The organism is Luteimonas salinilitoris (genome assembly GCF_041300785.1).
Taxonomy (GTDB): Bacteria; Pseudomonadota; Gammaproteobacteria; order Xanthomonadales; family Xanthomonadaceae; genus Luteimonas; species Luteimonas salinilitoris.
This window is the reverse complement of record NZ_JBFWIB010000022.1, coordinates 1-22,633: the sequence shown is the minus strand read 5'-3', so window position 1 is coordinate 22,633 and position 22,633 is coordinate 1. Positions and strand designations below refer to the sequence as shown.

Genomic DNA, 22,633 nt, shown 5'->3' with positions numbered 1-22,633 from the left:
GCGCGGAGCCGTGAAAACTCAGCCCGCCGAGAACAACTCGCCGAACCGCTCGCGCAACTGCGCCGCAGACGGCATCGCCGCGGCGGCGCCGGCGCGTTCGGTAGACAGCGCAGCGTAATGGGTCGCCAATCGAACGTGCTGGGCGAACGGCGCTGCCGGCGCCTGCGTCAGTCCCGCCGCGAGCGCGCCGTTGAAGGCGTCGCCGGCGCCGGTGGTGTCGACGACACGCGCCGGCGCCGCCGGCAGCCGGTAGCAGGCGGCCTCTTCGCCACGACGCGCGTCGTCGGCGTGGGAAACGAAACAGCCGGCGCCGCCGAGGGTGATGACCACGATGCCGTGCGGCAGCAGGGCACGGCACCAGTCGTGCAGGCGGTCGTCGGGCGTGGCGGCGATGGCATCGTCGGCGACCCGGGTGCCGGTGCTGCGCGCCAGCAGGCCGGTGAATTCGGTTTCGTTCGGCGTCAGGATGTCGGTCGCGGCCAGCAGGTCGGCGGCGACCGCGGCATTGGCCGGCGCCGGATTGAGCAGCGCGACGGCGCCGGCGGCGCGGGCGCGGCGCAGGCCTTCCAGCACCGCTGCCGCGGGCGATTCCAGCTGCGTCAGTACCACCGCGGCCTCGGCGAAGGCGCCGGCCTGCGCAGTCACGAATGCGGCCGACAGGTCGGCGTTGGCGCCCGCGCCGATCACGATGCTGTTGCCGCCGGCCTCGTCCAGGTAGATGCCGGCGGTGCCGGTCGGCGCCTCGCTGCGCAGCTCGCGCAGGTCGATCCCGTCGTCGGCGGCCAGTGCGCGGGCGAGATCGCCGCCGCCGTCGCCGCCCAGCGCGCAGACGAAACGCGTCGCGGCGCCGGCGCGGCGCGCGGCCACGGCCTGGTTGAAGCCCTTGCCGCCGGGACCGCTGCTGTAGCGGCCGCTCAGGGTCTCGCCCGGCCGCGGCAGCCGGTCGCTGGTCCAGACGTGGTCGACATTGAACGAGCCGATGACGAGAACGGAACCCATGGTCGGTGAAGATTCCCGTGAACGACGGTGGAGGGGATGGATCGTACGCAAGCGCGTCGCCGTCGGTCGACGACGCGGTCGCGGACCGCGTGGGCGCGGTGCCGTGCTCAGGCGAACAGCGTCAGCACGCCGGCGATGGTGGCGGTCATCATGGTCGCGATCGAGCCGCCGAGCACCGCGCGCAGGCCGAAGCGGGCAAGGTCGGCACGGCGCTCCGGGGCGATGCCGCCGATGCCGCCGATTTGGATCGCGATCGAGCTGAAGTTGGCGAAACCGCACAGCGCATAGGTGGCGATCAGCGTGCCTTGCGGGGTCAGCGACACGCCCTCGACGTTGCCGCGCAGGATCTCGCCCAGTTGCACGTAGGCGACGAATTCGTTCAGCACCACCTTGGTGCCGATCAACCCGCCGACGGTGGCCGCGTCCTGCCACGGCACGCCGATCAGCCAGGCCAGCGGCGACAGCACCCAGCCCAGCAGCGCGGACAGGTCGGTCGGCCGGCCCAGCGCCTCCTGCAGCCCGGTCAATTCGCCCAGCCATACCAGCGGCGCGTTGAGCAGCGCGATCAGGGCGATGAAGGCCAGCAGCATCGCCCCGACATTCAGCGCCAGCCTGAGGCCGTCGGCGGCGCCGGCGGCGGCGGCGTCGATCACGTTGGCGGTGGTCTTCTCCACGTTGACGCGCACGCTGCCCAGGGTCAGCGGCTCCTGCGTCTCCGGCACCAGGATCTTGGCGATCACGATCGTCGCAGGCGCTGCCATGATGCTGGCGGTGATCAGGTGCTTGGCGTAGACCGCCTGCTGCACCGGGTCGCCGCCGCCCAGCAGCAGCACGTAGGCGCCGAGCACGCCGCCGGCGATCGTCGCCATGCCGCCGACCATCAGCGTCAGCAGCTCCGACGGCGTCATGCCGGCGATGTACGGCCGCACCACCAGCGGCGCCTCGGTCTGGCCGATGAACGCGTTGGCGCAGACCGACAGCGTCTCCGCGCCGGACACGCGCATCAGCTTGGTGATCACCCACGCCATGCCCTGCACGATCTTCTGCATCACCCCCAGGTGGTACAGCACGCTCATGAAACTGGCGAAGAAGATGATCGTCGGCAGCACCTGGAAGGCGAACACGAAGCCGAACTTCTCCGGGTCGGTGAAGTCGCCGAAGATGAAGCGCGCGCCCTCGGTGGTGAAGCCGAGCAGGGTCACGAAGCCCGACGACAGCGCATCGAACACCCGCGCGCCCCAGGGCGTCAGCAGCACCAGGCAGGCGATCACGATCTGCAGCGCGAGGCCGATGCCCACCAGCCGCCAGTCGATCCGGCGGCGGTTGTTGGAGAACAGCCAGGTAATGCCCAGCAGCACCGCAAGACCCAACAGGCCGAAACTGACCCGCGTCAAACCTTCCATCCGTTGCCCCTGAGCGTCGAAATCGCGTCGGCGCAGGGTAGGCGAGGGGGGGTGTGGGGGCAACTGGGGAGGAGCGAGAAACGAGGAGTGAGAAACGAGAGTGGGAGCCGTGGGCCAGGGAGCGGCGGCAAGCCGCGTGGCATCGTAGCCGTCATCGCGGCCTACGCCGGGATGACGAGCAAAGGCGGCGTCACGCTTTCCCGATTCCCCATTTCCGGCCTTCACCCGTCGCGCGCCACCACCCGGTTGCGTCCCTCGCGCTTGGCCTGCTGCAGGCGGCGGTCGGCGCTGCCGAGCAGCGCTGAGGTATCGGTGCCGTCCTGCGGCCAGGCGGCGAGCCCGGCGCTGAAGGTCAGGCGTTGCGGATCGGTGCCGCGGCCGGCCTGGAACGGGCGTTCGGCCAGCAGCCGGCGCCGGCGGTCCAGTCGTTCCCAGGCGCTGCCGACGGGGCAGCGCAGCAGCAGCACGAATTCCTGCCCGCCGATCCGGGCGATGTGCTCGCTTTCCTCGAGCATCTCGCTCAGTTCCGCGGCCACCTGGCGGATCGCGCGGTCGCCGCCCTGATGGCCGGCCTCGTCGTTGATGCGGTGGAATCCATCCAGGTCCAGCAATGCCAGCGTCAGCGAGGCGCCGGAGGCGCGTGTCGCCGCGAACGCGCGCGGCATGCTCTGCAGCAGCCAGGTGCGGTTGGGCAGGCCGGTCAGGCCGTCGCGGCCGGAGAGGTCCACCAGGCGCTGCATGCGATAGACGATGGCGGCGGTCAACACCGTCACGATCAGCAGCAGCACCAGCCGTTCCGCCTGCGCGCCGATCGAGGCGCTGCCATAGTCGATCGACACCAGGCGTTGCGACGGCGCCAGCAGGAAGATCATGGTCACCAGCAGCGCGTACTGCAGCATGGCCAACGCGCCGATGTAGAGCGTCAGGCGGCCGTCGTTGCGCAGCGCGGTGAGCAGGATGGCGATCGCGTAGAAGCACCAGACCACGGCGCTGTTCATTCCCGCCACCGGGTCGTACCAGCCCAGCAGCGCCAGCACGCAACTGGTCACGGTGACGTCGTAGATGCTGGTCGCGTGCGGCAGCCAGCGGTGCCGGCGCAGGTTGCGCGCCAGCGCGAGCCAGACCTGCGCCATCAGGTTGATGAAGACCGCGGTGCCGAGCCCGATCAGCACTTCCGTGGTGCTGGCGCCGCCGGCGGCCGCCAGCAGCGGCAGCAGCAGCACGATCGCGCACAGCACCGCGCGCACCCGTGCAACCAGCAGCTCGCCGCCGGCGCCCAGCTCCAGCATCAGCTCGTCCGGATGCGCCAGCAGGTTGGCGACGATCGCGGACAGTCCCCTCTCGGCCTCTCGCATCGGTTTCCGGCCCTCCGTGGCGGAGCATAGCGTGGCGCGGGTTCAGCCGATGCCACGCCACGCCACCCAGGCGGCCAGCGCCAGGAACAGCAACGCCGCGGCGATCCGTGCCGCCCGCAGCGGCAGCCGCTCGGCGAAACGCGCGCCCAACACCACCACCGGGATGTTGGCGACCAGCATGCCCAGCGTCGTGCCGGCGATCACCTGCGCCAACGCTTCGTATTTCGCCGCCAGCAGCACCGTCGCCACCTGGGTCTTGTCGCCGATCTCGGCGAGGAAGAAGGCCACCAGCGTCGCCAGGAATGCGCCGCCTGGGCCGGCCTTGCGGCGTTCGTCCTCCTCCAGCCGGTCCGGGCGCAGCGTCCACAGCGCGATCGCCAGAAAACTGCCCGCGACCAGCCAGCGCAGCACGCCCGCCGGCAGCCATTCCGACAGCGCCGCGCCGAACCAGGCCGCCAGGGCATGGTTGAGCAGGGTCGCCAGCAGGATGCCGGCGACGATCGGCCACGGCTTGCGATAGCGGGCCGCCAGCAACAGCGCCAGCAACTGGGTCTTGTCGCCGATCTCGGCGACGGCGACCGCGAAAGTGGAGACGAACAACGCGTCCAAGGGGGACATCCGCGGCCGGGCATTCACAAGACGGCAGGCGACATCGACGCCGCCCGGCCGGGTGTGCGCGATGTCTGCCTCCGGTCTTGCCCGACCTGAGTCCCGCGTGCCATGGCGATCGCCAAGCGTGTTGACGCGCGGCCCCGCCGATGGCGGGTGGGCTACTCCCCGAAAGGTAGTGCCGACATTGTAAGGGAAGAGGGCTGTGGGTCGGGAAGCAGCGTCGCGCTCGCCGATAGCCTGTCAACCGTCATCCCGGCGGCTTTCAACAGCCGAATGGCTGGTCAAGCCGGGATCCATTTTGCTTCGCGGCAACGGACAGAACCCGGCTATTCATTGGCACCGCCCGTGGCGACGGGCCGAATTTCACCGCACGGAAAGGTCTGTCTGGCGCGCCTCCCCTAAACTGCCGGTCCGCCCCGACGGAGCCTTCCCATGCAATACCGACGCCTCGGCCATTCCGGCCTGCAGTTGTCCGCGCTGTCGTTCGGCGCCTGGGTCACGTTCGGCAACCAGGTGGGCCGCAGTGCCGCGCGCGAGCTGATCGCGGCGGCCTGGGACCATGGCGTCAACTTCTTCGACAACGCCGAGGGCTACGCCAACGGCGAGGCGGAGCGGATGATGGGCGACGTGATCGCCGACCTGCGGTTGCCGCGCGACGGCTTCTGCGTGTCGAGCAAGGTGTTCTTTGGCGCCGCGGAGGCGCCCCGACCGACGCAGAAGGGGCTGTCGCGCAAGCACGTCCACGACGCCTGCCACGCGGCGCTCAAGCGCTTGCGCGTGGACTATCTCGACCTGTACTTCTGCCATCGCCCGGATCCGGACGCGCCGGTGGCGGAGACGGTATGGGCGATGGACACGCTGATCCGCCAGGGCAAGGTGCTGTACTGGGGCACCTCGGAGTGGCCGGCGGCGCGGATCCGCGAGGCGGCCGACCTGGCACGCAAGCACCGGCTGCACCCGCCGACGATGGAACAGCCGCAGTACAACCTGCTGCACCGCGAACGCGTGGAGCTGGAATACGCGCCGCTGTACGGCGAGATCGGGCTGGGCACCACCATCTGGTCGCCGCTGGCCTCCGGGTTGCTGACCGGCAAGTACAACGCAGGGGTGGTCGGCGATACCCGTTTGGGCCAGGAAGGCTACGAATGGCTGCAGCGCTGGGTCATCGGCGACGGCGAACAGCGCCGCGTCGAGCGTGCCCGCGCCTTCACCGCGCTCGCCGCCGAGCTGGGCGTGGCGCCGGCGCCGCTGGCGATCGCCTGGTGCCTGCGCAACCCGCACGTGTCGACGGTGCTGCTGGGCGCGAGCCGGGTGGAGCAACTGCTGCAGAACCTGGAGGCGCTGGAGTTGAACGAGCGGTTCGAGGACGCGGTGTGGCAGCGGGTGGAGGCGTCGGTCCGCTAGCCTATTGACAGGCAAATGAGAATCATTAACATCGTTGTCCTCCCGTCAGGAGTACGCCGATGCTTGCGAACCGCCCGCACGAGACTTCATCCGACGTCCACCCGGCAGATGCCGGTTCCACCCTGCCGACCGCGCTGCGCGATGGCGTCGAGGTCGACAGCGCGCGCCTGCTGCAGGGCCAGCGCGAGGTGAGGATCCGCCACGGCGGCGAATGCTACCGGTTGCGCCACACCCGCAACGACAAGCTGATCCTGACCAAGTAGTCCCGCTCCGATCGCTCCGGCGCCCGGCGCCCCCGAACGGAGCCCGGACGCCGAACCGTATTTCCGGGCGCGGAGCCCTTCGCGCCCGTTGCCGCTTCTCTCCAGGCTGCCCGCCCCCCGGCTCCGCCGGACGCCAGCTCGCCGCCCGCTTCTTCATTCCGCGAGCACGACATGCGTCCGAACCCGTTGTTTCTTGCCGTGTGCCTGGCGCTGCCCGGCACGGCCTTCGCCGAAACCGCGGCCGCACCGGATGCGGGGGCCGATGCCGGTACCGCCGAATTCGACCGCGTGGTGGTCACCGCCACCCGCACCGAGCGCGCCATCGTCGACGTGCCCAATACCGTCGACGTGATCGAGCGCGAGCGCATGGACGAGCTGATCGTGCGCGACCTCAAGGACCTGTTCCGCTACGAGCCCGGCATCACCGTCACCGAGTCGTTCGGCCGCTTCGGCATCGGCGACATCCGCATCCGCGGGCTCGGCGGCAACCGCGTGCGCATCCTGGTCGACGGCATCCCGGTGTCGGACGCGTTCTCGATCGGCAGCTTCTCCAACGCCAACCGCAACTTCGTCGATCTCGACACGCTCAAGCGCGTGGAGGTGGTGCGCGGGCCGAGCAGTTCGCTGTACGGCTCCGACGCGCTGGGCGGCGTGGTCTCCTTCGTGAGCAAGGACCCTTCGGATTATCTGGAGGTGGGCAGGGATGCCCATTTCGGCTTCAAGCTCGGCGCCGAGAGCGACTGGGACGGATTGTTCGCCGGCGCCACCGGCGCCTTCGGCGGCGATCGCTGGTCGGGCCTGGTGACGGTGAACCATCGCCAGGGACGGGAAACCGAGAACCAGGGCGATAGCGACAGTGTCGGCGCCGCGCGCACCGCGCCCAACCCCCAGGACCGCGACGGCCGCAGCGTGCTGTCCAGGCTGGTGTTCGCGCCGTCGGCCGGGCAGCGGTTCCGGCTGACAGTGGAAGGCAACGAAGACCGCGCCGACACCGACGTGCTGACCTCGCACGGGTTCCAGGCGATGACCGGCGCCACCAATACCCGGGTGCTGGCCGACGACCACCAGACCCGCGCGCGCGTCGCCCTCGCGCACGAGATGGACATGCTGGATGCCGGTTTTTCCGACGCACTCGACTGGCAGGTCTACCGCCAGGACAGCGAGACCACCCAGGACACGCTGGAGGAGCGCGTCACCGCCGCCGGCGTGCCGGAGCGGCGCCAGCGCAGCTTCAACTTCGACCAGCGCGTCTACGGGCTGCAGGCGAATTTCCACAAGGCCTTCGCCGGCGCCGCGCAGCACGACCTGACCTGGGGCCTGGACCTGGCGCGCACCGAGACCCGGCAGAAGCGTGACGGCATGGTCACCAATCTGATCACCGGCGACACCACCAACAGGATGCTGCCGGACGTGTTCCCGGTGCGCGACTTCCCGATCAGCGAGACCACCACCGCGGCCCTGTACGTGCAGGACGAGATCGCCTTCGCCGGCGGCGCGTTCCGGCTGGTGCCGGCGCTGCGGGTGGACCACTACGAACTCAAGCCGGAGGTCGACGGCATCTTCGCCGAGGACAACCCGGGCGTCGCGGTCAGCGACCTCACCGAAACCCAGGTCTCGCCCAAGCTGGGCGCGGTGTGGAAGTTCGCCGGCGACTGGTCGCTGTTCGCCGGCTATGCGCGCGGCTTCCGCGCGCCGCCGTACAACGACGTCAATGTCGGTTTCACCAACGTCATGTTCGGCTACACCGCGATCGCCAATCCCGATCTCAAGCCGGAGACCAGCGACGGGCTCGAAGCCGGCATCCGCTTCGTCGGCGACGCGGTCTATGCCGGGCTGACCGGCTATTACAACCGCTACGAGGATTTCATCGAATCGTTCCGGTTGGTCGGCTTCGACGAGCGGGGCCTGATGGTGTTCCAGTCGCAGAACGTCGCCGACGCGCGCATCTACGGCGCCGAGTTGAAGGCCGGCGTCGACCTCGGCGCGTTGGCGCCGGCCTGGCAGGGCTGGTCGCTGCAGGGCGCGGCCGCCTGGTCGCGCGGCGAGGATCGCACCGGGGACGTGCCGCTCGACTCGGTCGATCCGCTCACCGCCGCGCTCGGCATTGTCTATGACACCGATACCTGGGGCGCGGAACTCGCCGGGCGCTTCGCCGCCGGCCGCGACCGCGTCTCCGATCCGGCGCTGTACCGCAGCGGCGGCTACGGCGTGCTCGATCTCTACGCGCACTGGAACTTCGCCCCCGGCACGCGGCTGAACGTCGGCGTGTTCAACCTCGCCGACCGCAAGTACTGGTCGGCCGGCGACCTGCCGATGGCGGTCGCCGCGGCCAGCACGCTCGACCGCTACACCGCGCCGGGCCGCAATGTCGCCGTCAGTCTGGCGGTGGAATTCTGAGCGGATGACCGCGGCCCGCGCCATCGCCGAAACGACCGCCGTGCATTCGCCCGTCGCGGCATTGCCGCAACCGCGCGAACTCGCCGCGCTGGGCACCGTGCTCTGCCTGTACCGCGCGCAGGACGGCGGCGAGCTGGCGGGATGGAGCCGGGCGCTGCGCGCCGAGGTGCATAGCGGCCTGGACAGCGACGGCCTGCGCGCCAGCCTCGCCTTTCACGACCGCGACGGTCACTGCTGCTGGCGCCTGTTCCTGCTGCCCGACAGCGATTTTCTCGCCTGGGAGCGGCTCGCCTCGCGATTGCCGGCGGCGCCCGGCAATGACGACGAAGGCATCGCCGAGCGGCTGTGGCGCGGCCTCGCCGGACACCTGGCCGCGCCACAGTGGCAGTGCAGCGTCTTGCGGTTGTGCGCGCCGAGTCCCGGTCCCGGCTTCGCCGGGCATGCGCTGCTCGCAGCCAGCCTGGCGACCGTCTCGGCGCTGGGCGCCGCGATGGCGTTGCGGATCGCACGCGAGCAGGCGGCGGGCAATGCCGCCCGCGTCCACGAATGCTGCTGCGAGCGCGCTGCGCGCGCTGCAGCCGACGCGCGCGCGGCCACCCTTTATCCCACCGTCCAACTCGATACCAGGATGCCGTCATGACGCCAGCCAATGTTTTTTCGCTCGCCACCGCCCTGTCGCTGTCGCTGGCCTGCGCCGCCGCCGCTGCGGAGCCGACGCCGCAACCGGATCCGCAGCGGGATCGCACCGCGATCCTCGCCATGCAGGGCGAGTACGACGTCGACTTCAGTTTCGACGAGACCGTGATCCTGGCGCCGGACTACGAGCGCGCGCCGGCCAAGCGCAGCGGCGCCAGCGAGGTGGTGATCGTGGTCGAGGACAGCCCGGCCCGGGTGGTGCTGCAGCACATCCTGGTCGATCCGAAGAGCGGCCACGTCACCAAGCACTGGCGCCAGGACTGGATGTACGAGGCGCCGCGCCGCTTCGAGTTCAGCGCCGACCAGACCTGGCACGTGCGCGACATTCCCGCCGAGGCCACGCGCGGCGCCTGGACCCAGTGCGTGTACGAGGTCAGCGATGCGCCGCGCTACTGCGGCACGGGGCGCTGGAACCACGGGTACGGCGTGTCCACCTGGACCTCGGACCGCAGCTGGCGCCCGCTGCCGCGGCGCGAGTACACCACCCGCGAGGACTACAACGCGCTCAACGTCGAGAACCGCCACACCATCGTGCCCGGCGGCTGGACCCACGAGCAGGACAATACCAAGACCGTGCGCGATGCCGACGGCGGCTCGCGCACGCTAGTGCGCGAGTTCGGCTTCAACGACTACCGCAAGGGCAGCGACACCGATTTCACCCCGGCCTACGACTACTGGACGGCCACCCGCGACTACTGGGCGAAGGTGCGCTCGCGCTGGGACGCGCTGCTGTCGCAACCGCCCGGTCTGCGGCTGAAGACGGAGATCGACGGCATGGCGCTGATCATTCCGCTGTTCGAGCAGGCCCAGCGCGTGCAGGACGGCGACACCGTGGCCGATGCCGAGATCGACGCCGCCTTCGCCGAGTGGGTCGAGGCCGCGCCTGCGGATCCGGTGCGGGCGCACTAGCGCGATCCATTTTTATCCGCGTCTCTTGTCCGGGTCGATCCGCGTCGAGAAAGTCTTTGACGCGGATTGGCGCGGATGAGCGCGGATAAGGCGGCAGCGCAGTGCTCGCGTTGGTCTGGTGGTTGGACGGGCGATCTCGCGTGCGCGGTGTCGGTGATGATGCGGGCATCGCGCGCATGGCGCGCTCCTACGTGGGTGCAGCGGGCATGTGGTTTTTCGTAGGAGCGGGCCATGCCCGCGATGCCGGCGCGGTTGGACGGTGTGGACGGCGTCGTCAGGCGCCGGACGCAAGGGCAGGAGCCTGCATCGCGGCCGGCGGGGCCGGCGGTTTCGGTGGCGCAGGCGGCGCTTCGGGCGCGCGCGCGTCAGGCGGCGCGGGTGGCTTCGGTGGGCGTGGCGGTGCCGGCGGCGCCGGAATGCGCAACGGCCGCAGCTTCGGCACGGTGATCGGCGTGGTCGCGGATTTGCGGTCGCGCAGGTAGGTCACGGGGACTTTGGCGTCCGCAGGCTTGTCGCGCAGCGCGGCCATCACCTCACGCGGCGTGCCGACGTCGCGGCCGTCGATGCGCTGGATCACATCGCCGGCCTGCAGCCCGTCGAGTTCGCCGCTGGACAGCACCAGCACGCCGCGCGAGGTGCCGAAATATCGGCCCAGCTGCGGATCGATCGTCGCCAGGTTGAGGCCGCTCCAGCGGAACGCGGACAGCAGCATCGGCGGCGCGCAGTCGTCGCCGTCGCAATCCGTCGACAGTCCGGAGCCGGAGAGCGCACGGCGCACCTCGGCGGCGATGTTCGATTCCGCCAGTGCGGCCTGCACTTCGGCAGAGATGTCCGTCGCCGCCAGTGCCGCCTGCACTTCGGCGGCGATGTCCGGCATCTGGACGTCGCGCATGGCGTCGGTGGCCTGCCTGAGCCCCTCCGAGGCCTGTGTCCGCGCCTCGAGCAGCGCTTCGGACAGGTCGGTATCGCGCAGCAGCACCGCACCGCGGCCGATCCTGGGCGTCACCGTGACCATTGCGCTACGGTCGTCGCGTTCATAGCCCAGCCGCACCGGGGTGTCGGCGGACAGCCCGGCCAGCAGCTTGCGCGCATTGGCGGCGCGCAGTTCGCCGCTGCTGCCGAGGATGCGGCTGCCGTCGATCGACGCCAGACGGTCGCCGCTGCGCAGGCCGGCCTCGGCGGCGGCGCCATCGGGCGTCACCCCGGCGATGCGCACGCCGGCCTGCGGATCGGGCGCCAGCAGCACGCCGAGCACCGGGCGCCCGGCGAGGCGCTGCCGCAGCTCGCCGATGCGCGCGTCGCCGGCGATCCGCTCCTCCGACAGTTCGGCGACGAGCGCGGCGGCACGAGCGAGCTCGGCGCGCGCCTCGGCCAGCGCCTTGTCGTCTTCGGCCTGCTGCGCATGCGCGGCACCGCCGAACAGCAACGCCAGCGCGGCGCAGAGGAAACGCGGGATGAGGGGACTGCGGGTCATGCGGTTTCTCCGTGGGTCAGTCGATGCGGACGAGGACCGGGTCGTAATGGCTGCCGTTGGCGGCCAGCCAGCGACGCGTGCCTTCGAATCCGGCCAGCGTGCGCAGGGTGTCGACGCGTGCCTGCCACAGCGCCAGTTCGCGATCGGGGGGCAGGTCGGGCTGCGTCAGCGTGGCGTCGATCAGGGCAAGCCGCGTCTCCAGTTCGCCGGCCAGCAACGCCGCGCTGCCGCTGGACACGCGCGTGTCCTGCATCAGCGGGACCAGCGCCTCGAGCTGCGCCGACTCGACGTAGAGCGCTTCGAGCGTCGCGTCGACCGGGCCCGCCGGCGGAGCCGCCGGGGCCGCGCCGGTATCGGTGGCGGCGGTACCGTGCGCCTCGCCCGGGGCCCCGTCGCGGAGCTGCAGCCGCCAGGGCAGCGCGACGGCCAGCAGCAGCACGGCGGCCGCGGCGGTCCACAGCGGCCAGCGCCGCCGGCGGGCATCGAGCCGCGTCGTGACCGCGTTCCAGCCGCCGGCCGGCGGCGTCTCCTGCGGCAACGCGGCCAAGGCGGTCTGCCAGTCGCCGGGCGCGGTGTGGTTGTGGGCGCGATCAGGCATGGGCGGATTCCGGTGCGACGGCAGGGGCGTCGAGCAGCTCGCGCAGGCGCCGGCTGCCGCGCGCCAGTTGCGACTTGGAGAAGCTCGACGTGCGCCGCATCAGCGCGCCGATCTCGTCGTGGGTGTAGCCCTCGGCGTGGTACAGCCACAGCACGCTGCGGGTGGCCGCCGGCAGCGCCGCCAGCGCGCGCTGCAACTGCGCCGCGTCGGCGGCGGCCGAGGGCGGGGGTTGCTCGCCGGCCGGTTCGTGGGCGTCGATGTCGAGCGTCTCGCCAAGGCGCCGGCGGCGGCGCAGCCGCATCAGCGCCTCGTTGACCGCTATCTGCCGCAGCCAGCCCCAGAACGGGCTGCTGCCGCGGAACTCGCCGATCCGGTCGATCATCTTCAGCATCGTGTCCTGCAGCACTTCCGAAGCCTCCTCGCGGTCGCCGCAGATGCGCAGCGCCAGGGTGAATGCGGGCCGTTCGAACCAGCGGTACAGCTGCTCGAAGGCGGCGCGGTCGCCGCGCCGCGCCCGCGCCAGCAGCACGTCCGGCACCTCGATGGCGAAGCTCGAGCGCGCCGCCGGCCCGGATTCCGGCGACGCCGCGGCGTTCCGCGCCGGCACGGGGGCCGGGCAGGGCGCGGGCGGAGCGGGGTGCGGCGGTTCCGTGACCATTCCTACATTCTGGATGCACGCCGGGGCGAAAGCGTCGCAGGGGGGGCGGCCGCTGCGCCCCTTCGTCCTATACTGGCCCCTGGGTCAGGGGGATCCAGGGATAGACCAAGGGGAGAAAATCATGGGGGCATCGGCCTTTCTGGCGGCAGTGTTGCTGGTCGCCGGCATCATCGTGCTGTTCAAGACCGTGCGGATGGTGCCGCAGGGCTACGAATGGACCGTCGAACGTTTCGGCAAGTACACCCACACCATGGATCCGGGGCTGCATTTCCTGATCCCCGTGGTCTACGGCGTGGGCCGCAAGATCAACATGATGGAGCAGGTGCTGGACGTGCCCAGCCAGGACGTGATCACCAAGGACAATGCGGTGGTCAAGGTCGACGGCGTGGTGTTCTTCCAGGTGCTGGACGCCGCCAAGGCCGCGTACGAGGTCTCCAACCTCGAGATCGCATCCATCGCCCTGGTGCAGACCAACATCCGTACCGTGATCGGCTCGATGGACCTGGACGAATCGCTGAGCAACCGCGAGACCATCAACGCGCAGCTGCTCAACGTGGTCGACCAGGCCACCAATCCCTGGGGCATCAAGGTCACCCGCATCGAGATTCGCGACATCCAGCCGCCGCGCGACCTGATCGACTCGATGGCGCGACAGATGAAGGCCGAGCGCGAACGCCGCGCGGTGATCCTGGAGGCCGAGGGCCACCGCCAGTCGGCGATCCTGCGCGCCGAGGGCGAGAAGCAGGCGGCCATCCTGGAAGCCGAGGGCGAGAAGGAGGCCGCGTTCCGCGAGGCCGAGGCGCGCGAACGCCTGGCCGAGGCCGAGGCCAAGGCGACCGAGATGGTCTCCAACGCGATCGCGCAGGGCGACGTGCAGGCGATCAACTATTTCGTCGCGCAGAAGTACGTCGCCGCGTTCGAGAAGCTCGCCACCGGACCCAACCAGAAGTTCGTGCTGATGCCGATGGAGGCCAGCGGCATCATCGGCTCGATCGCCGGCATCGCCGAGCTGGCGAAGGAGGCGCTGGGCAAGCAGCAGACCGCCACCCAGGCGCGGCTGGCGCCGCAACGGGAGGGCTGAGCCATGCGTTGGGATGTCGTGGGCTGGGCCGCGATCGCGCTGCTGCTGTTCGCCGCCGAGACGCTGGCGCCGGGTGCCTTCATGCTGTGGATGGGCTTCGCCGCGGTGGCGGTGTTCCTGGCGGTGCTGTTCGTGCCCGGAATCCCGCTGCTGGCGCAGATCGGCGCCTTCGTGGTGCTGAGCTTCGTGTCGATCCAGGTCTATCGCAAATGGTTCCGCCAGCGCGCGCGCCAGAGCGACCATCCGACCCTCAACAAGCGCGCCGCGCAGCACGTCGGCCGGGTGGTGCCGCTGGACCAGCCGATCGTCGGCGGGCGCGGACGGATCAAGATCGGCGATGCGTTCTGGGTGGTGGAAGGCCCGGACCTGGAGGCTGGCGTGCCGGTGCGCGTCGTGGAGACCGACGGGATGGTGCTGCGGGTCGAGGCTTCAGCCTGAGCTGCGGCCTATCCGCCTATCCGCCTATCCGTAGAGCGGAGCTTGCTCCGCTGCTCCGGGGGGTCGGCGCCCGCGCAGCCGAGCAAGCTCGGCTCTACGTCTGCGCAGGCATTCGCGGTCCGCTCAGCCCCGCTCCAGCATCGGCGGCAGCGGACAATGCAGCACGCCGCAGATCGTGCGCAGCAGCTCGGCCTCGGCCACCGACACGCGGCCGTCGTGCATCGCGGCGGCGGTCACAGCCTCCACCAGCACCTGCTTGGCGAGCGGATCGAGGCGGTCCAGCGGTTCCCACGCCGCGTCCAGCGCGAGCACGCCGTTGGCCGGTGGCGCATAGGGCAGGTGGTCGCGCGGCAGCACGCGTTGCAGGCCGGCGAGGTAGGCACGCTTGGCTTCCGCCGGATCGGCATGGCCGGCATGCGCCACCACCGCCAGCATCGTGGCGAACTCCTGCTTCACGCTGCCGGCCTTGCGGCGGCCGAAGCTGGCGTGGCGCGCGGGGTCCAGCGATTCGCGTACCTGGGTCTCGAGCAACCGCCCGAGGCAGTATTCGAACAGCGAGACGTGGTCGTCGGCATGGACCACCGCATGCATGGTGTCGAGGAAGGTGTCCAGATCCGGGCGCGGCCGCAACCGCAGCACCGGGAAAGCCAGCGCGGCCAGCGGCAGGCGCTGCATCGGATGCAACGCCCGCAGCTGCGACTCGCGCAGATGCGCAGTGCGGTCGGCGATGCGCGCGCCCAGGCGCGAGGCGACCTCCTGGTGCTGGCGCCGGCGCACCTCGGCGTCGCCGTCGAGCAGCAGGGCCAGCAGCAGCGGCATGGTGGCGTCGCGTTCGCGCGCCAGCACCCGCAGGACTTCCGGCAGTGCGGTGACCAGGGCGTCGGCGCGGCGATAGTCGTCGTCCCGCGGGTGCGCGACTTGCGCGGACACCATCGGCGGGGTCAGGTCGAACTCGTCGGCGGCGCCGGGCAGGACGGAACCGCGGTGCGCCGCGATGCCCAACTGCACGTCCTCTTCCAGCCCGTTCGGCGGCGCGGCGCGCCATTGCGCCCGCAGGCGCTCGACCTGTTCCGGCCGGAATCCCGGCTCCAGCGCCTGGATGCGCTGCAGGATCGGCGGATGGGTGGCGAACAGGCCGCTCAGGCCGACGCCGTCGCCGAACAGCATGTGGCTGACTTCCTCGGCGTCGCCGCGTTGCGCCAGCTGCGAACCTTCCTGCAGGCCGGCGATCTTCTTCAGCGCCCCGGCCAGGCCGCTGGACTGGCGGGTGAACTGCACCGCCGAGGCGTCGGCCAGCACCTCGCGCGAGCGGCTGATGCCGGCCTTGATCATGCGCCCGAAGAACAGTCCGACGTACCCGATCAGCAACGCCACCAGCGCGGCCGCGAGGATTCCCATCGCGCCGCGGCCACGGATGCCGTAGCTGTGCGCCAGGATCCTGCGGCCGATCAGTCCCAGCATCAGGATCCCGAACAGGATCCCCATCAGGCGGATGTTGAGCCGCATGTCGCCGTTGAGGACATGGCTGAACTCGTGCGCGATCACGCCCTGCAGCTCGTCTCGGTTGAGCCGCTCGAGCGCGCCGCGGGTCACCGCCACCGCGGCGTCGGACGGCGAGTAGCCGGCGGCGAAGGCATTGATCCCCGCCTCGTGCTCGAGCACGTAGATCTTGGGCACCGGCACGCCGGAGGCGATCGACATCTCCTCGACCACGTTGCGCAGGCGCCGCAGTTGCGGATCGGTGGTGTCCTCGGCGACCGCCACGCCGCCCAGTTGCGTGGCCACCGCCTCGCCGCCGGCGCCCAGCGAGGAGATCCGGTAGAGCGATCCGAGGCCGATGATGCCCAGGGTCGCCAGGGTGGCGAACACCAGCAGGCCCGGCTTCGGCCCGGCCGTCGCCAGCACCACCAGGTCGACCGCGAGCACGATGCCGGCCACCGCGAGCGCGAACAGCACCACCAGCCGGGTGGTGCTGCGACGGGCCTGCGCCTGGCGTTCGAAGAAGTTCATTGAGGGCCGGGATTCGGGATTCGTGATTCGAAAAAGCAGGACTCACCCGCCCGGCTGGTACGCCGGTCCGGGCAGGCGGGCGCAAACGTGGACGGCGCGGCCGCCGGCTACGCCGGCTGCTCTTGCCAATCCCGAATCCCGAATCACGAATCCCGGCCCTTCAGAACTCGACCTTCGGCGCCTCGCGCACCTCGGCCTTGTCGTCCGGGATCTCCAGCAGCGCGGCGGCGGCGAAGTTGAACATGCCGGCGACCACGCTGGCGGGGAAGACCTCGCGCTTGTTGTTGTAGGCCATGACCGAGTCGTTGTAGGCCTGGCGCGCGAACGCGACCCGGTTCTCGGTGCTGGTCAGCTCCTCGGTGAGCTGCATCATGTTCTGGTTGGCCTTGAGGTCGGGGTAGGCCTCGACCACCACCATCAGCCGGCCGAGTGCGCCGTTGAGCGCGCCCTGGGTCTGCGCCAGCTCGGCCATCGCCGCCGGGTCGCCCGGGCTGGCCTTGGCCGCCGACAACCCGCTCTGGGCCGCGGTGCGCGCGGCGGTCACCGCTTCCAGGGTCCCGCGCTCGTGCGACAGGTAGCCCTTGGCGGTCTCGACCAGGTTCGGGATCAGGTCGAAGCGCCGCTGCAGCTGCACGTCGATCTGGGCGAAGGCGTTCTTGAAGGCGTTGCGGGCGGTCACCAGGCCGTTGTAGATGCCCACCGCCCACAGCGCGAAGGCCACGACGACGCCGAGAAACACCAGTAGGATCAGCATGCTACCCATCGAACTTCCCCTTGTTCATGCAAGTCTGGAATCAGGCGCTATGATCAGCCCGCAAGGCAAGCATACGCAGGGGGCAGACCCGATGAAAGACAATACGCGGCGGGTTCGGCAACGGGGACGGGCCTGGCGGACGGGACTGGTGGGATTGTTGATGCCGGTTGCGCTGGGATCAGCGGCGCAGACGCCGCAGGAGCGGCACGCGGCGCCGGCCGTCCATCCGGAAACCATGACCGAGTTCCCGGCGCCCACCGACGGGCGGCCGATGCAGGTGCCGCCGCCTCCGACGACGATGCCGCTGGCCGCCGGTTTCGACGTGCGCAAGTTCGAGGCGATGGCGCAGGCGATGGTCGCCGACCAGCGCATCCCCGGCATGGCGATGGCGATCGTGCACAACGGACGCGTGCTCAGCGCCCGCGGCTACGGCATCACCGACGTGCGCGCCGCCGAGCCGGTCGACGCCCACACGGTGTTCCGCCTCGCTTCGCTGTCCAAATCCTTCGCCGGCACCATCGCCGGCGTTCTCGTTTCCGAGGGCGCGCTGCGCTGGGACAGCAAGGTCGTCGACTACATGCCCGGCCTGCAGCTGTCGGATCCGGACGCCGCGCGCCGCGTCACCGTGGCCGACGTGCTCAGCCATCGCGTCGGGCTCGCCCGCCATGCCTACGACCGCGACATCGAGCGCGGTGCCGACTACAACACCCTGGTGCAGAAGCTGGCGCAGGCGCCGATGACCTGTGCGCCCGGCGACTGCTACAGCTATCAGAACGTCGCCTTCAGCCTGGTCGGCGACGTGGTGTTCGCGACCTCCGGCCAGTTCTACAACGAGGTGGTCTCGCGCCGGCTGTTAAAGCCGCTCGGCATGAACGACGCCAGTCTTGGCCTGGAGGGCATCCAGGCCAGCGCGCGCTGGGCCAAGCCGCACGTGCGCGCCGGCAGGGGCTGGAATTCGCTGATGCCCAAGCCGACCTACTACCGCGTCGCGCCGGCCGCCGGCGTCAACGCCAGCATCTCGGACATGGCGCAGTGGCTGATCGCGCACGGCGGCCATCGTCCGGACGTGCTGCCCGCGCCGCTGCTGGCGACCCTGCATGCCCCGGTGGTCGGCACGCCCGGCGAGATGCGCAGCCGCTCGGCCTCCTGGCGCAGCCAACGCCTCAATGCCGCCGGTTACGGATTGGGCTGGCGCATCTACGACTATTCCGGCCATCGCCTGGTCTTCCATGGCGGCGCCGTGCAGGGCTACCGGGGTTTGATGGCGCTCATGCCCGAGCGCGACCTGGGCCTGGTGATTCTCTGGAACAGCGAAAGCAGCCTGCCGTCCGGCCTGCTGCCGACGATCCTCGACACCGCCATCGGCCTGCCGTCGCAGCAGTGGCTCGATGTCGATTTCGAAACGCTGTACGCCGGCGACCGGCGTCCGGGCAACGACTCCGTCGGCGCGGGGGCATCGATCTCGCGCGCCAACCCGCAATAAGCCGTTCGCGGGGGCAACTCCGTTCGCGGCGCTGATCGGGCAGCGGCCCACTCGTCGGCCGGCTGCACACTGAGCCCCTGCAAGTCGTCCATAAAAAACTCCCCCTCCGCCTGGGCGCGCGGAGAGGGAGTCTTGATTACGAACAATCGGGACTTGCTTACATCAACGGTGCGGGTGCGGCGGGAATCACCACGGGGGCCGCTTTCCGTCTGGCAGGTTTGGCTTTCTTTTTGGCGGCTTTCTTGGCCGGCTTCTTCTTGGCGGCCTTCTTGGCGCGCTTCTTGGTGGCTTTCTTCGCCGCCTTCTTGGCCGGGCGCTTCTTGGCGACCTTCTTCGCAGCCTTCTTGGCGGTCTTCTTGCGGGCTACCTTCTTGGCAACCTTCTTCTTGGCGACCTTCTTTTTAGCAACCTTCTTTTTAGCAACCTTCTTCTTGGCGACCTTCTTCTTCGCAACCTTCTTCTTGGCGACCTTGCGAGCGGCCGGCCGCTTCTTGGCGACCTTGCGGGTGGCCTTCTTGGCGGTCTTGCGGACGGCCTTCTTGGCGGCCTTCTTCGCTACCTTCCTGCCCGCCTTCTTGGCGGGACGTTTCTTTGCAGCTTTTTTCGTGGCCATGTGATGGCTCTCCTCGTCAGTGGACTTGCTGTTGCTTCTAAGGCCCAGTACGCAAACGCATCGCGGGTATCGGACCCGCGATCAACCGCCGACGCGCACCGCGCATCGGGACGGATTCGGTGCCGTCCGCGCCATCGCGGACGAGTGCGCGGACAGTTCCGCGTCGTAACGAAAACACCCGCGACGCGATGCGTCGCGGGTGCGGTGTCATGAAGGGTCGCGTTTTTGCAGGAGAGACGAAGACTGATTCCACCTTTGGCAAGTTCGGGGCGGAAGGCTGAGTTGTGTGGTGCGTTTTCGTCTGGGTGCGGATCACTCGTTCCTGCAGCAACGTCTGCTTGGGCGAAACCTAATCACGGTTTTTTCAACTGTCAACACCCTGACACGATTATTTCGCAAGGCCGGAGCGGCGTGTGTCCCGGCACATGCGTCGAAGGCAAGCGCGAGATGCGCGCGCAATGCGGCGCCGATGGCGGCGACGATCGTCAGTGCGTGCAGGAAATGACTTCTTTTTAGCGCTTTTGTCGAAGCGCATGGATGGCGGTGCGCATCGCAGTGCAAGTCGGCACGATGCGCATGCCTTGTCGGCAACGGTCCGGACGGGGACGCCGACAACGGTTCGGCAACAGTCAGGCGGGGCGTTCGTTATCGCGTCGCACAACCCCATTTGCGCGAAAGTGCGCGAACCCTCGCGTGCTTTCCGGCGACTCGCGCAACGGGTGTCGCCGATGCGGCGCTGTTCGAATCGGGCATGCGCGCGTCGTGACGTCGGCCTTCACGGTGACCGAAACGAGCGGGTGCGGGGATGGACCGTCGGCATCGACGACACGGTCGAAAACATGTCGGGCGGGAGCAGGTGTCGTGCGAGAGCAGGCGCGGGTGCATGCCGGCGGGGCGGCGCATCTTCGGGTGGAGAACTGGGCGCGGCATCGGATCGACGCGCCGCCGGGTGCGCGGGGTTCGGAACGTGCGAGGGCTTGTCGCGGCAGTGCGGCTGCCCGGACGCGTCGGACATGCCGCGAATGCGGCGGTATCCGACCGGGGCCGCCGGCTGCGGAGCGGCGCGTGACGGCGAGAATCGCCCCGGAAATCACGGGGCGGAGAGCTCAGAGGTCGTCGTCCTCGAGCAGCGCGGCGTAGGCGTCCGGATCGAGCAGTTCGTTGAGCTGGTCACCGTCATCGGCCTGGACCACGAAGATCCAGCCCTCGCCGTAGGCGTCCTCGTTGATGGTTTCGGGCTTGTCGGCCAGGTCCGTGTTGACCGCGACGATGGTCCCCGAGACCGGCGCGTAGACGTCCGAGGCCGCCTTCACCGATTCGACGACGGCTGCGGCGTTGCCGGCTTCGATGCTGTCGCCGACGCTAGGCAGGTCGACGTAGACCAGGTCGCCGAGCAGGCCCTGCGCATGATCGGAAATGCCCACCGTGACCTTGCCGTCGTCTTCGACGCGCGCCCACTCGTGGGACTTCATGAACTTCAGGTCGCCTGGGATCTCGCTCATGGGTGGGCTCCGGGTTTTCAGGTCGCGGTGGTGGAAGCAGGCGCTAGTGTAGCGAAGGAGATGGCGGGGTTGTCAGCCCCCGCGCAGCGGCGGACGGCCTTCGGCGAGCATCGCCTGCAACTGCTCGATCCGGTCCTGTCCCCAGAACGGTTCGTCGTCGACGACGTAGCCGGGCAGGCCGGGCAGGTCCGCGGCGATGGCCGCATCGGTGTTGCGCCGATAGCGCGCCTCGACGGCTTCGCCATCGGCCGTCGCCAGCGCCGCGGCGTCGTGGCCGCGCCCTGCGAGCAGTGCGGCGAGGACGTCGCGATCCGCCAGGTCGCGGTCCTCGGCCCACAGTGCGCGATAGGCGTCGGCGACGTAGCCGGCCGGATCCTCGCCGCGTTCGACGAGGGCGATCGCCACGCGATCGGCAAGGGCGATGTCGAGCGGGTAGTGCCGGGGCGACAGGTTCAGCGGCAGCCCCCGTGCAGCGCGCCAGCGTTGCAACTCGATCAACCGGTAGCGCTGCCGTGCCGGCGCGCGCTGCCCCAGAGGCACCCCGCCGTTGGCCGCGAACAGGTCGAAGATGCGCACCGGACGGTAGTCGATCGCGGCGCCGGCGGCGCGCGCGACGTCGTGCAGCGCCGCGTGCCCGAGATAGCTCCACGGCGAGATCAGGCTGAAGTAGTAGTCGATCCTGCGGCGGTTCGGCATGGCGATCCGGGAAGAGAGGTCGAGGCCGGATTGTAGTCCGGCGCCGCCCTAGGCCAGCACGCCCGGCTGCGCCTGGCCGTCGCGCACGAACGGGAACTTCACCACCCGCAGCGGCACCTCGCGTCCGCGGATGTCGACGCGGACCTCGCCGGGATCGCCGGCGGGCACGCGCGCGAAGGCGATCGCCTTGCCGAGTGTGGGCGAGAACGTGCCGGACAGGATCTCGCCCTCGCCGCTGGCGCCGAGCACGCGCTGCCCATGGCGCAGCACGCCGCGTTCGTCCATCACCACGCCGATCAGTTGCCGCGCGGCGCCTTCCGCCTGCTGCCGCTCCAGCGCCTCGCGTCCGATGAACGCACGACCCTCGTCCAGCGCCACGGTCCAGCCGAGCGCCGCCTCGTACGGCGAGACGTCCTCGTCCATGTCCTGGCCGTACAGTGCCAGGCCGGCTTCCAGGCGCAGGGTGTCGCGTGCGCCGAGTCCGGCCGGCCTCACTCCGGCCTGCAGCAGCGCGTTCCAGAAGCCGACGGTGTCGGCTTCCGCCAGCACGATCTCGAATCCGTCCTCGCCGGTGTAGCCGGTGCGGGCCACGAACAGGCTGGCACCCGAGCCCGATTTCGCCTCGGTCGCGGCGAAGCGCGACAGCTTGGCGGCCCGGTCCCGGTCGTCCGCTTGCAACAGTGCGGCGACCCGCTCGCGGGCGTTCGGCCCCTGTACCGCGATCATCGCCAGTTCCGGACGCTCGCGGACCTCGACGCCGAAGTCGGCAGCCTGCTCGCCGATCCACGCCAGGTCCTTGACGCGGGTGGCGGCGTTGACCACCAGGCGGAAGTGATCGTCGGCGAGGAAGTAGACGATCAGGTCGTCGATCACGCCGCCCCGCGGATCGAGCATGCAGCCGTACAGCGCCTTGCCCGGCTTCTTCAGCTTGTCGACCGAATTGGCCAGCAGCCGCCGCAGGAACGGCCGCACCCGCGCGCCGTGCAGGTCCACCACGGTCATGTGGCTGACGTCGAACATGCCGGCGTCGCGCCGTACCTGGTGGTGTTCCTCGATCTGCGAGCCGTAGTTGAGCGGCATGTCCCAGCCGCCGAAGTCGACCATCTTGGCGCCGAGCGAACGGTGGCTGTCGTTGAGGACGGTCTTGCGGGTCATGGCGGCAGGCTCGTATGCGAAAGCCCGGCATTATCCCAGATGCGGCGTGCGCGGTCGGGGGCCGGCTGCGGCAGCGATCCGGGGGTGACCTGTGGGGGGGGGGGGGGGGGGGGGGGGGGGGGGGGGGAGGGAG

Annotated in this window: 21 protein-coding genes; 8 read left to right on the top strand and 13 right to left on the bottom strand. The window is 70.0% G+C overall.

The genetic code is table 11. From position 1 onward, the window contains the following. Positions 1 to 18: 18 nt before the first annotated feature. The 4 genes from AB5T46_RS19090 to AB5T46_RS19075 all read right to left on the bottom strand — a co-directional run bounded on the left by AB5T46_RS19090 (position 19) and on the right by AB5T46_RS19075 (position 4,366). Entirely contained in the window at positions 19 to 999 is a 981-nt protein-coding gene (locus AB5T46_RS19090) for a PfkB family carbohydrate kinase (protein WP_370565690.1), read from the bottom strand. 107 nt (positions 1,000 to 1,106) lie between these two features. Beyond that, positions 1,107 to 2,402, bottom strand: a complete 1,296-nt coding sequence (locus AB5T46_RS19085) for a NupC/NupG family nucleoside CNT transporter (protein ID WP_370565689.1) — start codon at positions 2,400 to 2,402, stop codon at positions 1,107 to 1,109. A gap of 221 nt (positions 2,403 to 2,623) precedes the next feature. Continuing rightward, entirely contained in the window at positions 2,624 to 3,757 is a 1,134-nt protein-coding gene (locus AB5T46_RS19080) for a GGDEF domain-containing protein (RefSeq protein ID WP_370565688.1), read from the bottom strand. A 42-nt stretch (positions 3,758 to 3,799) separates the two neighbouring features. Then, the gene (locus tag AB5T46_RS19075) at positions 3,800 to 4,366 is read right to left on the bottom strand and encodes a TMEM165/GDT1 family protein (RefSeq protein ID WP_370565687.1); all 567 of its coding nucleotides are present in this window, start codon (positions 4,364 to 4,366) and stop codon (positions 3,800 to 3,802) included. A gap of 435 nt (positions 4,367 to 4,801) precedes the next feature. Here AB5T46_RS19075 and AB5T46_RS19070 point away from each other — a divergent pair, with 435 nt between their 5' ends. From AB5T46_RS19070 to AB5T46_RS19050, 5 genes are all read left to right on the top strand, one after another. Then, the gene (locus AB5T46_RS19070) at positions 4,802 to 5,773 is read left to right on the top strand and encodes an aldo/keto reductase (RefSeq protein WP_370565686.1); all 972 of its coding nucleotides are present in this window, start codon (positions 4,802 to 4,804) and stop codon (positions 5,771 to 5,773) included. A 59-nt stretch (positions 5,774 to 5,832) separates the two neighbouring features. Next, a complete protein-coding gene (locus tag AB5T46_RS19065) occupies positions 5,833 to 6,036 on the top strand; it encodes a hemin uptake protein HemP (protein ID WP_370565685.1) in 204 nt (67 codons plus the stop codon). A gap of 171 nt (positions 6,037 to 6,207) precedes the next feature. After that, complete coding sequence (locus AB5T46_RS19060; protein ID WP_370565683.1) at positions 6,208 to 8,433, top strand: TonB-dependent hemoglobin/transferrin/lactoferrin family receptor; 2,226 nt, start codon at positions 6,208 to 6,210, stop codon at positions 8,431 to 8,433. A gap of 4 nt (positions 8,434 to 8,437) precedes the next feature. Continuing rightward, a complete protein-coding gene (locus AB5T46_RS19055) occupies positions 8,438 to 9,073 on the top strand; it encodes a Hemin transport protein (RefSeq protein ID WP_370565682.1) in 636 nt (211 codons plus the stop codon). After that, on the top strand, positions 9,070 to 10,038 hold the full coding sequence (locus AB5T46_RS19050; protein WP_370565681.1) for a DUF6607 family protein: 969 nt from the start codon (positions 9,070 to 9,072) through the stop codon (positions 10,036 to 10,038). The genes AB5T46_RS19055 and AB5T46_RS19050 overlap by 4 nt, the downstream gene beginning before the upstream one ends. 274 nt (positions 10,039 to 10,312) lie before the next feature. Here the strand turns inward: AB5T46_RS19050 and AB5T46_RS19045 are convergent, their stop codons facing one another. From AB5T46_RS19045 to AB5T46_RS19035, 3 genes are read right to left on the bottom strand one after another with little or no spacing between them, the layout of a single operon-like run. After that, the gene (locus AB5T46_RS19045) at positions 10,313 to 11,512 is read right to left on the bottom strand and encodes a PDZ domain-containing protein (protein WP_370565680.1); all 1,200 of its coding nucleotides are present in this window, start codon (positions 11,510 to 11,512) and stop codon (positions 10,313 to 10,315) included. Between the two features lie 16 nt (positions 11,513 to 11,528). Next, positions 11,529 to 12,110 (bottom strand): hypothetical protein, encoded by a 582-nt coding sequence (locus tag AB5T46_RS19040; protein WP_370565679.1) that lies wholly within the window; start codon positions 12,108 to 12,110, stop codon positions 11,529 to 11,531. After that, positions 12,103 to 12,768 carry an RNA polymerase sigma factor gene (locus AB5T46_RS19035; protein ID WP_370565678.1) on the bottom strand — a complete coding sequence of 222 codons (666 nt, stop codon included), beginning with the start codon at positions 12,766 to 12,768 and terminating at the stop codon, positions 12,103 to 12,105. The genes AB5T46_RS19040 and AB5T46_RS19035 overlap by 8 nt, the downstream gene beginning before the upstream one ends. A 121-nt stretch (positions 12,769 to 12,889) precedes the next feature. Between AB5T46_RS19035 and AB5T46_RS19030 the strand changes: the two genes are divergently transcribed. Both AB5T46_RS19030 and AB5T46_RS19025 read left to right on the top strand, forming a co-directional pair. Further along, positions 12,890 to 13,849 carry an SPFH domain-containing protein gene (locus AB5T46_RS19030; RefSeq protein WP_370565677.1) on the top strand — a complete coding sequence of 320 codons (960 nt, stop codon included), beginning with the start codon at positions 12,890 to 12,892 and terminating at the stop codon, positions 13,847 to 13,849. Between the two features lie 3 nt (positions 13,850 to 13,852). Continuing rightward, positions 13,853 to 14,287, top strand: coding sequence for an NfeD family protein (locus AB5T46_RS19025; protein ID WP_370565676.1), 435 nt, complete (start codon positions 13,853 to 13,855; stop codon positions 14,285 to 14,287). Positions 14,288 to 14,410: 123 nt separating this feature from the next. Here the strand turns inward: AB5T46_RS19025 and AB5T46_RS19020 are convergent, their stop codons facing one another. Further along, complete coding sequence (locus AB5T46_RS19020) at positions 14,411 to 16,297, bottom strand: M48 family metallopeptidase (protein ID WP_370565675.1); 1,887 nt, start codon at positions 16,295 to 16,297, stop codon at positions 14,411 to 14,413. Positions 16,298 to 16,457: 160 nt separating this feature from the next. Then, positions 16,458 to 17,048, bottom strand: a complete 591-nt coding sequence (locus AB5T46_RS19015; protein ID WP_370565708.1) for a LemA family protein — start codon at positions 17,046 to 17,048, stop codon at positions 16,458 to 16,460. 94 nt (positions 17,049 to 17,142) lie between these two features. Here AB5T46_RS19015 and AB5T46_RS19010 point away from each other — a divergent pair, with 94 nt between their 5' ends. Further along, positions 17,143 to 18,534 carry a serine hydrolase domain-containing protein gene (locus AB5T46_RS19010; protein WP_370565674.1) on the top strand — a complete coding sequence of 464 codons (1,392 nt, stop codon included), beginning with the start codon at positions 17,143 to 17,145 and terminating at the stop codon, positions 18,532 to 18,534. A gap of 157 nt (positions 18,535 to 18,691) precedes the next feature. On the opposite strand, the gene AB5T46_RS19005 is transcribed toward AB5T46_RS19010, so the two are convergent. From AB5T46_RS19005 to gcvT, 4 genes are all read right to left on the bottom strand, one after another. Next, positions 18,692 to 19,147, bottom strand: coding sequence for a hypothetical protein (locus tag AB5T46_RS19005; protein WP_370565709.1), 456 nt, complete (start codon positions 19,145 to 19,147; stop codon positions 18,692 to 18,694). 1,106 nt (positions 19,148 to 20,253) lie between these two features. Beyond that, positions 20,254 to 20,649, bottom strand: coding sequence for a glycine cleavage system protein GcvH (gcvH, locus tag AB5T46_RS19000; RefSeq protein ID WP_370565673.1), 396 nt, complete (start codon positions 20,647 to 20,649; stop codon positions 20,254 to 20,256). A 72-nt stretch (positions 20,650 to 20,721) separates the two neighbouring features. Next, positions 20,722 to 21,345 (bottom strand): 2-hydroxychromene-2-carboxylate isomerase, encoded by a 624-nt coding sequence (locus AB5T46_RS18995; protein ID WP_370565672.1) that lies wholly within the window; start codon positions 21,343 to 21,345, stop codon positions 20,722 to 20,724. Positions 21,346 to 21,393: 48 nt separating this feature from the next. Beyond that, positions 21,394 to 22,500 (bottom strand): glycine cleavage system aminomethyltransferase GcvT, encoded by a 1,107-nt coding sequence (gcvT, locus tag AB5T46_RS18990; RefSeq protein WP_370565671.1) that lies wholly within the window; start codon positions 22,498 to 22,500, stop codon positions 21,394 to 21,396. Positions 22,501 to 22,633 lie beyond the last annotated feature (133 nt).

Excerpts from the sequence above, each read along its gene's own strand:
- AB5T46_RS19090 (WP_370565690.1), bottom strand. The coding sequence starts at position 999 with ATGGGTTCCGTTCTCGTCATCGGCTCGTTCAATGTCGACCACGTCTGG.
- AB5T46_RS19085 (WP_370565689.1), bottom strand. The coding sequence starts at position 2,402 with ATGGAAGGTTTGACGCGGGTCAGTTTCGGCCTGTTGGGTCTTGCGGTG.
- AB5T46_RS19080 (WP_370565688.1), bottom strand. The coding sequence starts at position 3,757 with ATGCGAGAGGCCGAGAGGGGACTGTCCGCGATCGTCGCCAACCTGCTG.
- AB5T46_RS19070 (WP_370565686.1), top strand. The coding sequence starts at position 4,802 with ATGCAATACCGACGCCTCGGCCATTCCGGCCTGCAGTTGTCCGCGCTG.
- AB5T46_RS19065 (WP_370565685.1), top strand. The coding sequence starts at position 5,833 with ATGCTTGCGAACCGCCCGCACGAGACTTCATCCGACGTCCACCCGGCA.
- AB5T46_RS19060 (WP_370565683.1), top strand. The coding sequence starts at position 6,208 with ATGCGTCCGAACCCGTTGTTTCTTGCCGTGTGCCTGGCGCTGCCCGGC.
- AB5T46_RS19055 (WP_370565682.1), top strand. The coding sequence starts at position 8,438 with ATGACCGCGGCCCGCGCCATCGCCGAAACGACCGCCGTGCATTCGCCC.
- AB5T46_RS19050 (WP_370565681.1), top strand. The coding sequence starts at position 9,070 with ATGACGCCAGCCAATGTTTTTTCGCTCGCCACCGCCCTGTCGCTGTCG.
- AB5T46_RS19045 (WP_370565680.1), bottom strand. The coding sequence starts at position 11,512 with ATGACCCGCAGTCCCCTCATCCCGCGTTTCCTCTGCGCCGCGCTGGCG.
- AB5T46_RS19040 (WP_370565679.1), bottom strand. The coding sequence starts at position 12,110 with ATGCCTGATCGCGCCCACAACCACACCGCGCCCGGCGACTGGCAGACC.
- AB5T46_RS19035 (WP_370565678.1), bottom strand. The coding sequence starts at position 12,768 with ATGGTCACGGAACCGCCGCACCCCGCTCCGCCCGCGCCCTGCCCGGCC.
- AB5T46_RS19030 (WP_370565677.1), top strand. The coding sequence starts at position 12,890 with ATGGGGGCATCGGCCTTTCTGGCGGCAGTGTTGCTGGTCGCCGGCATC.
- AB5T46_RS19025 (WP_370565676.1), top strand. The coding sequence starts at position 13,853 with ATGCGTTGGGATGTCGTGGGCTGGGCCGCGATCGCGCTGCTGCTGTTC.
- AB5T46_RS19020 (WP_370565675.1), bottom strand. The coding sequence starts at position 16,297 with ATGAACTTCTTCGAACGCCAGGCGCAGGCCCGTCGCAGCACCACCCGG.
- AB5T46_RS19010 (WP_370565674.1), top strand. The coding sequence starts at position 17,143 with ATGAAAGACAATACGCGGCGGGTTCGGCAACGGGGACGGGCCTGGCGG.
- AB5T46_RS19005 (WP_370565709.1), bottom strand. The coding sequence starts at position 19,147 with ATGGCCACGAAAAAAGCTGCAAAGAAACGTCCCGCCAAGAAGGCGGGC.
- gcvH (WP_370565673.1), bottom strand. The coding sequence starts at position 20,649 with ATGAGCGAGATCCCAGGCGACCTGAAGTTCATGAAGTCCCACGAGTGG.
- AB5T46_RS18995 (WP_370565672.1), bottom strand. The coding sequence starts at position 21,345 with ATGCCGAACCGCCGCAGGATCGACTACTACTTCAGCCTGATCTCGCCG.
- gcvT (WP_370565671.1), bottom strand. The coding sequence starts at position 22,500 with ATGACCCGCAAGACCGTCCTCAACGACAGCCACCGTTCGCTCGGCGCC.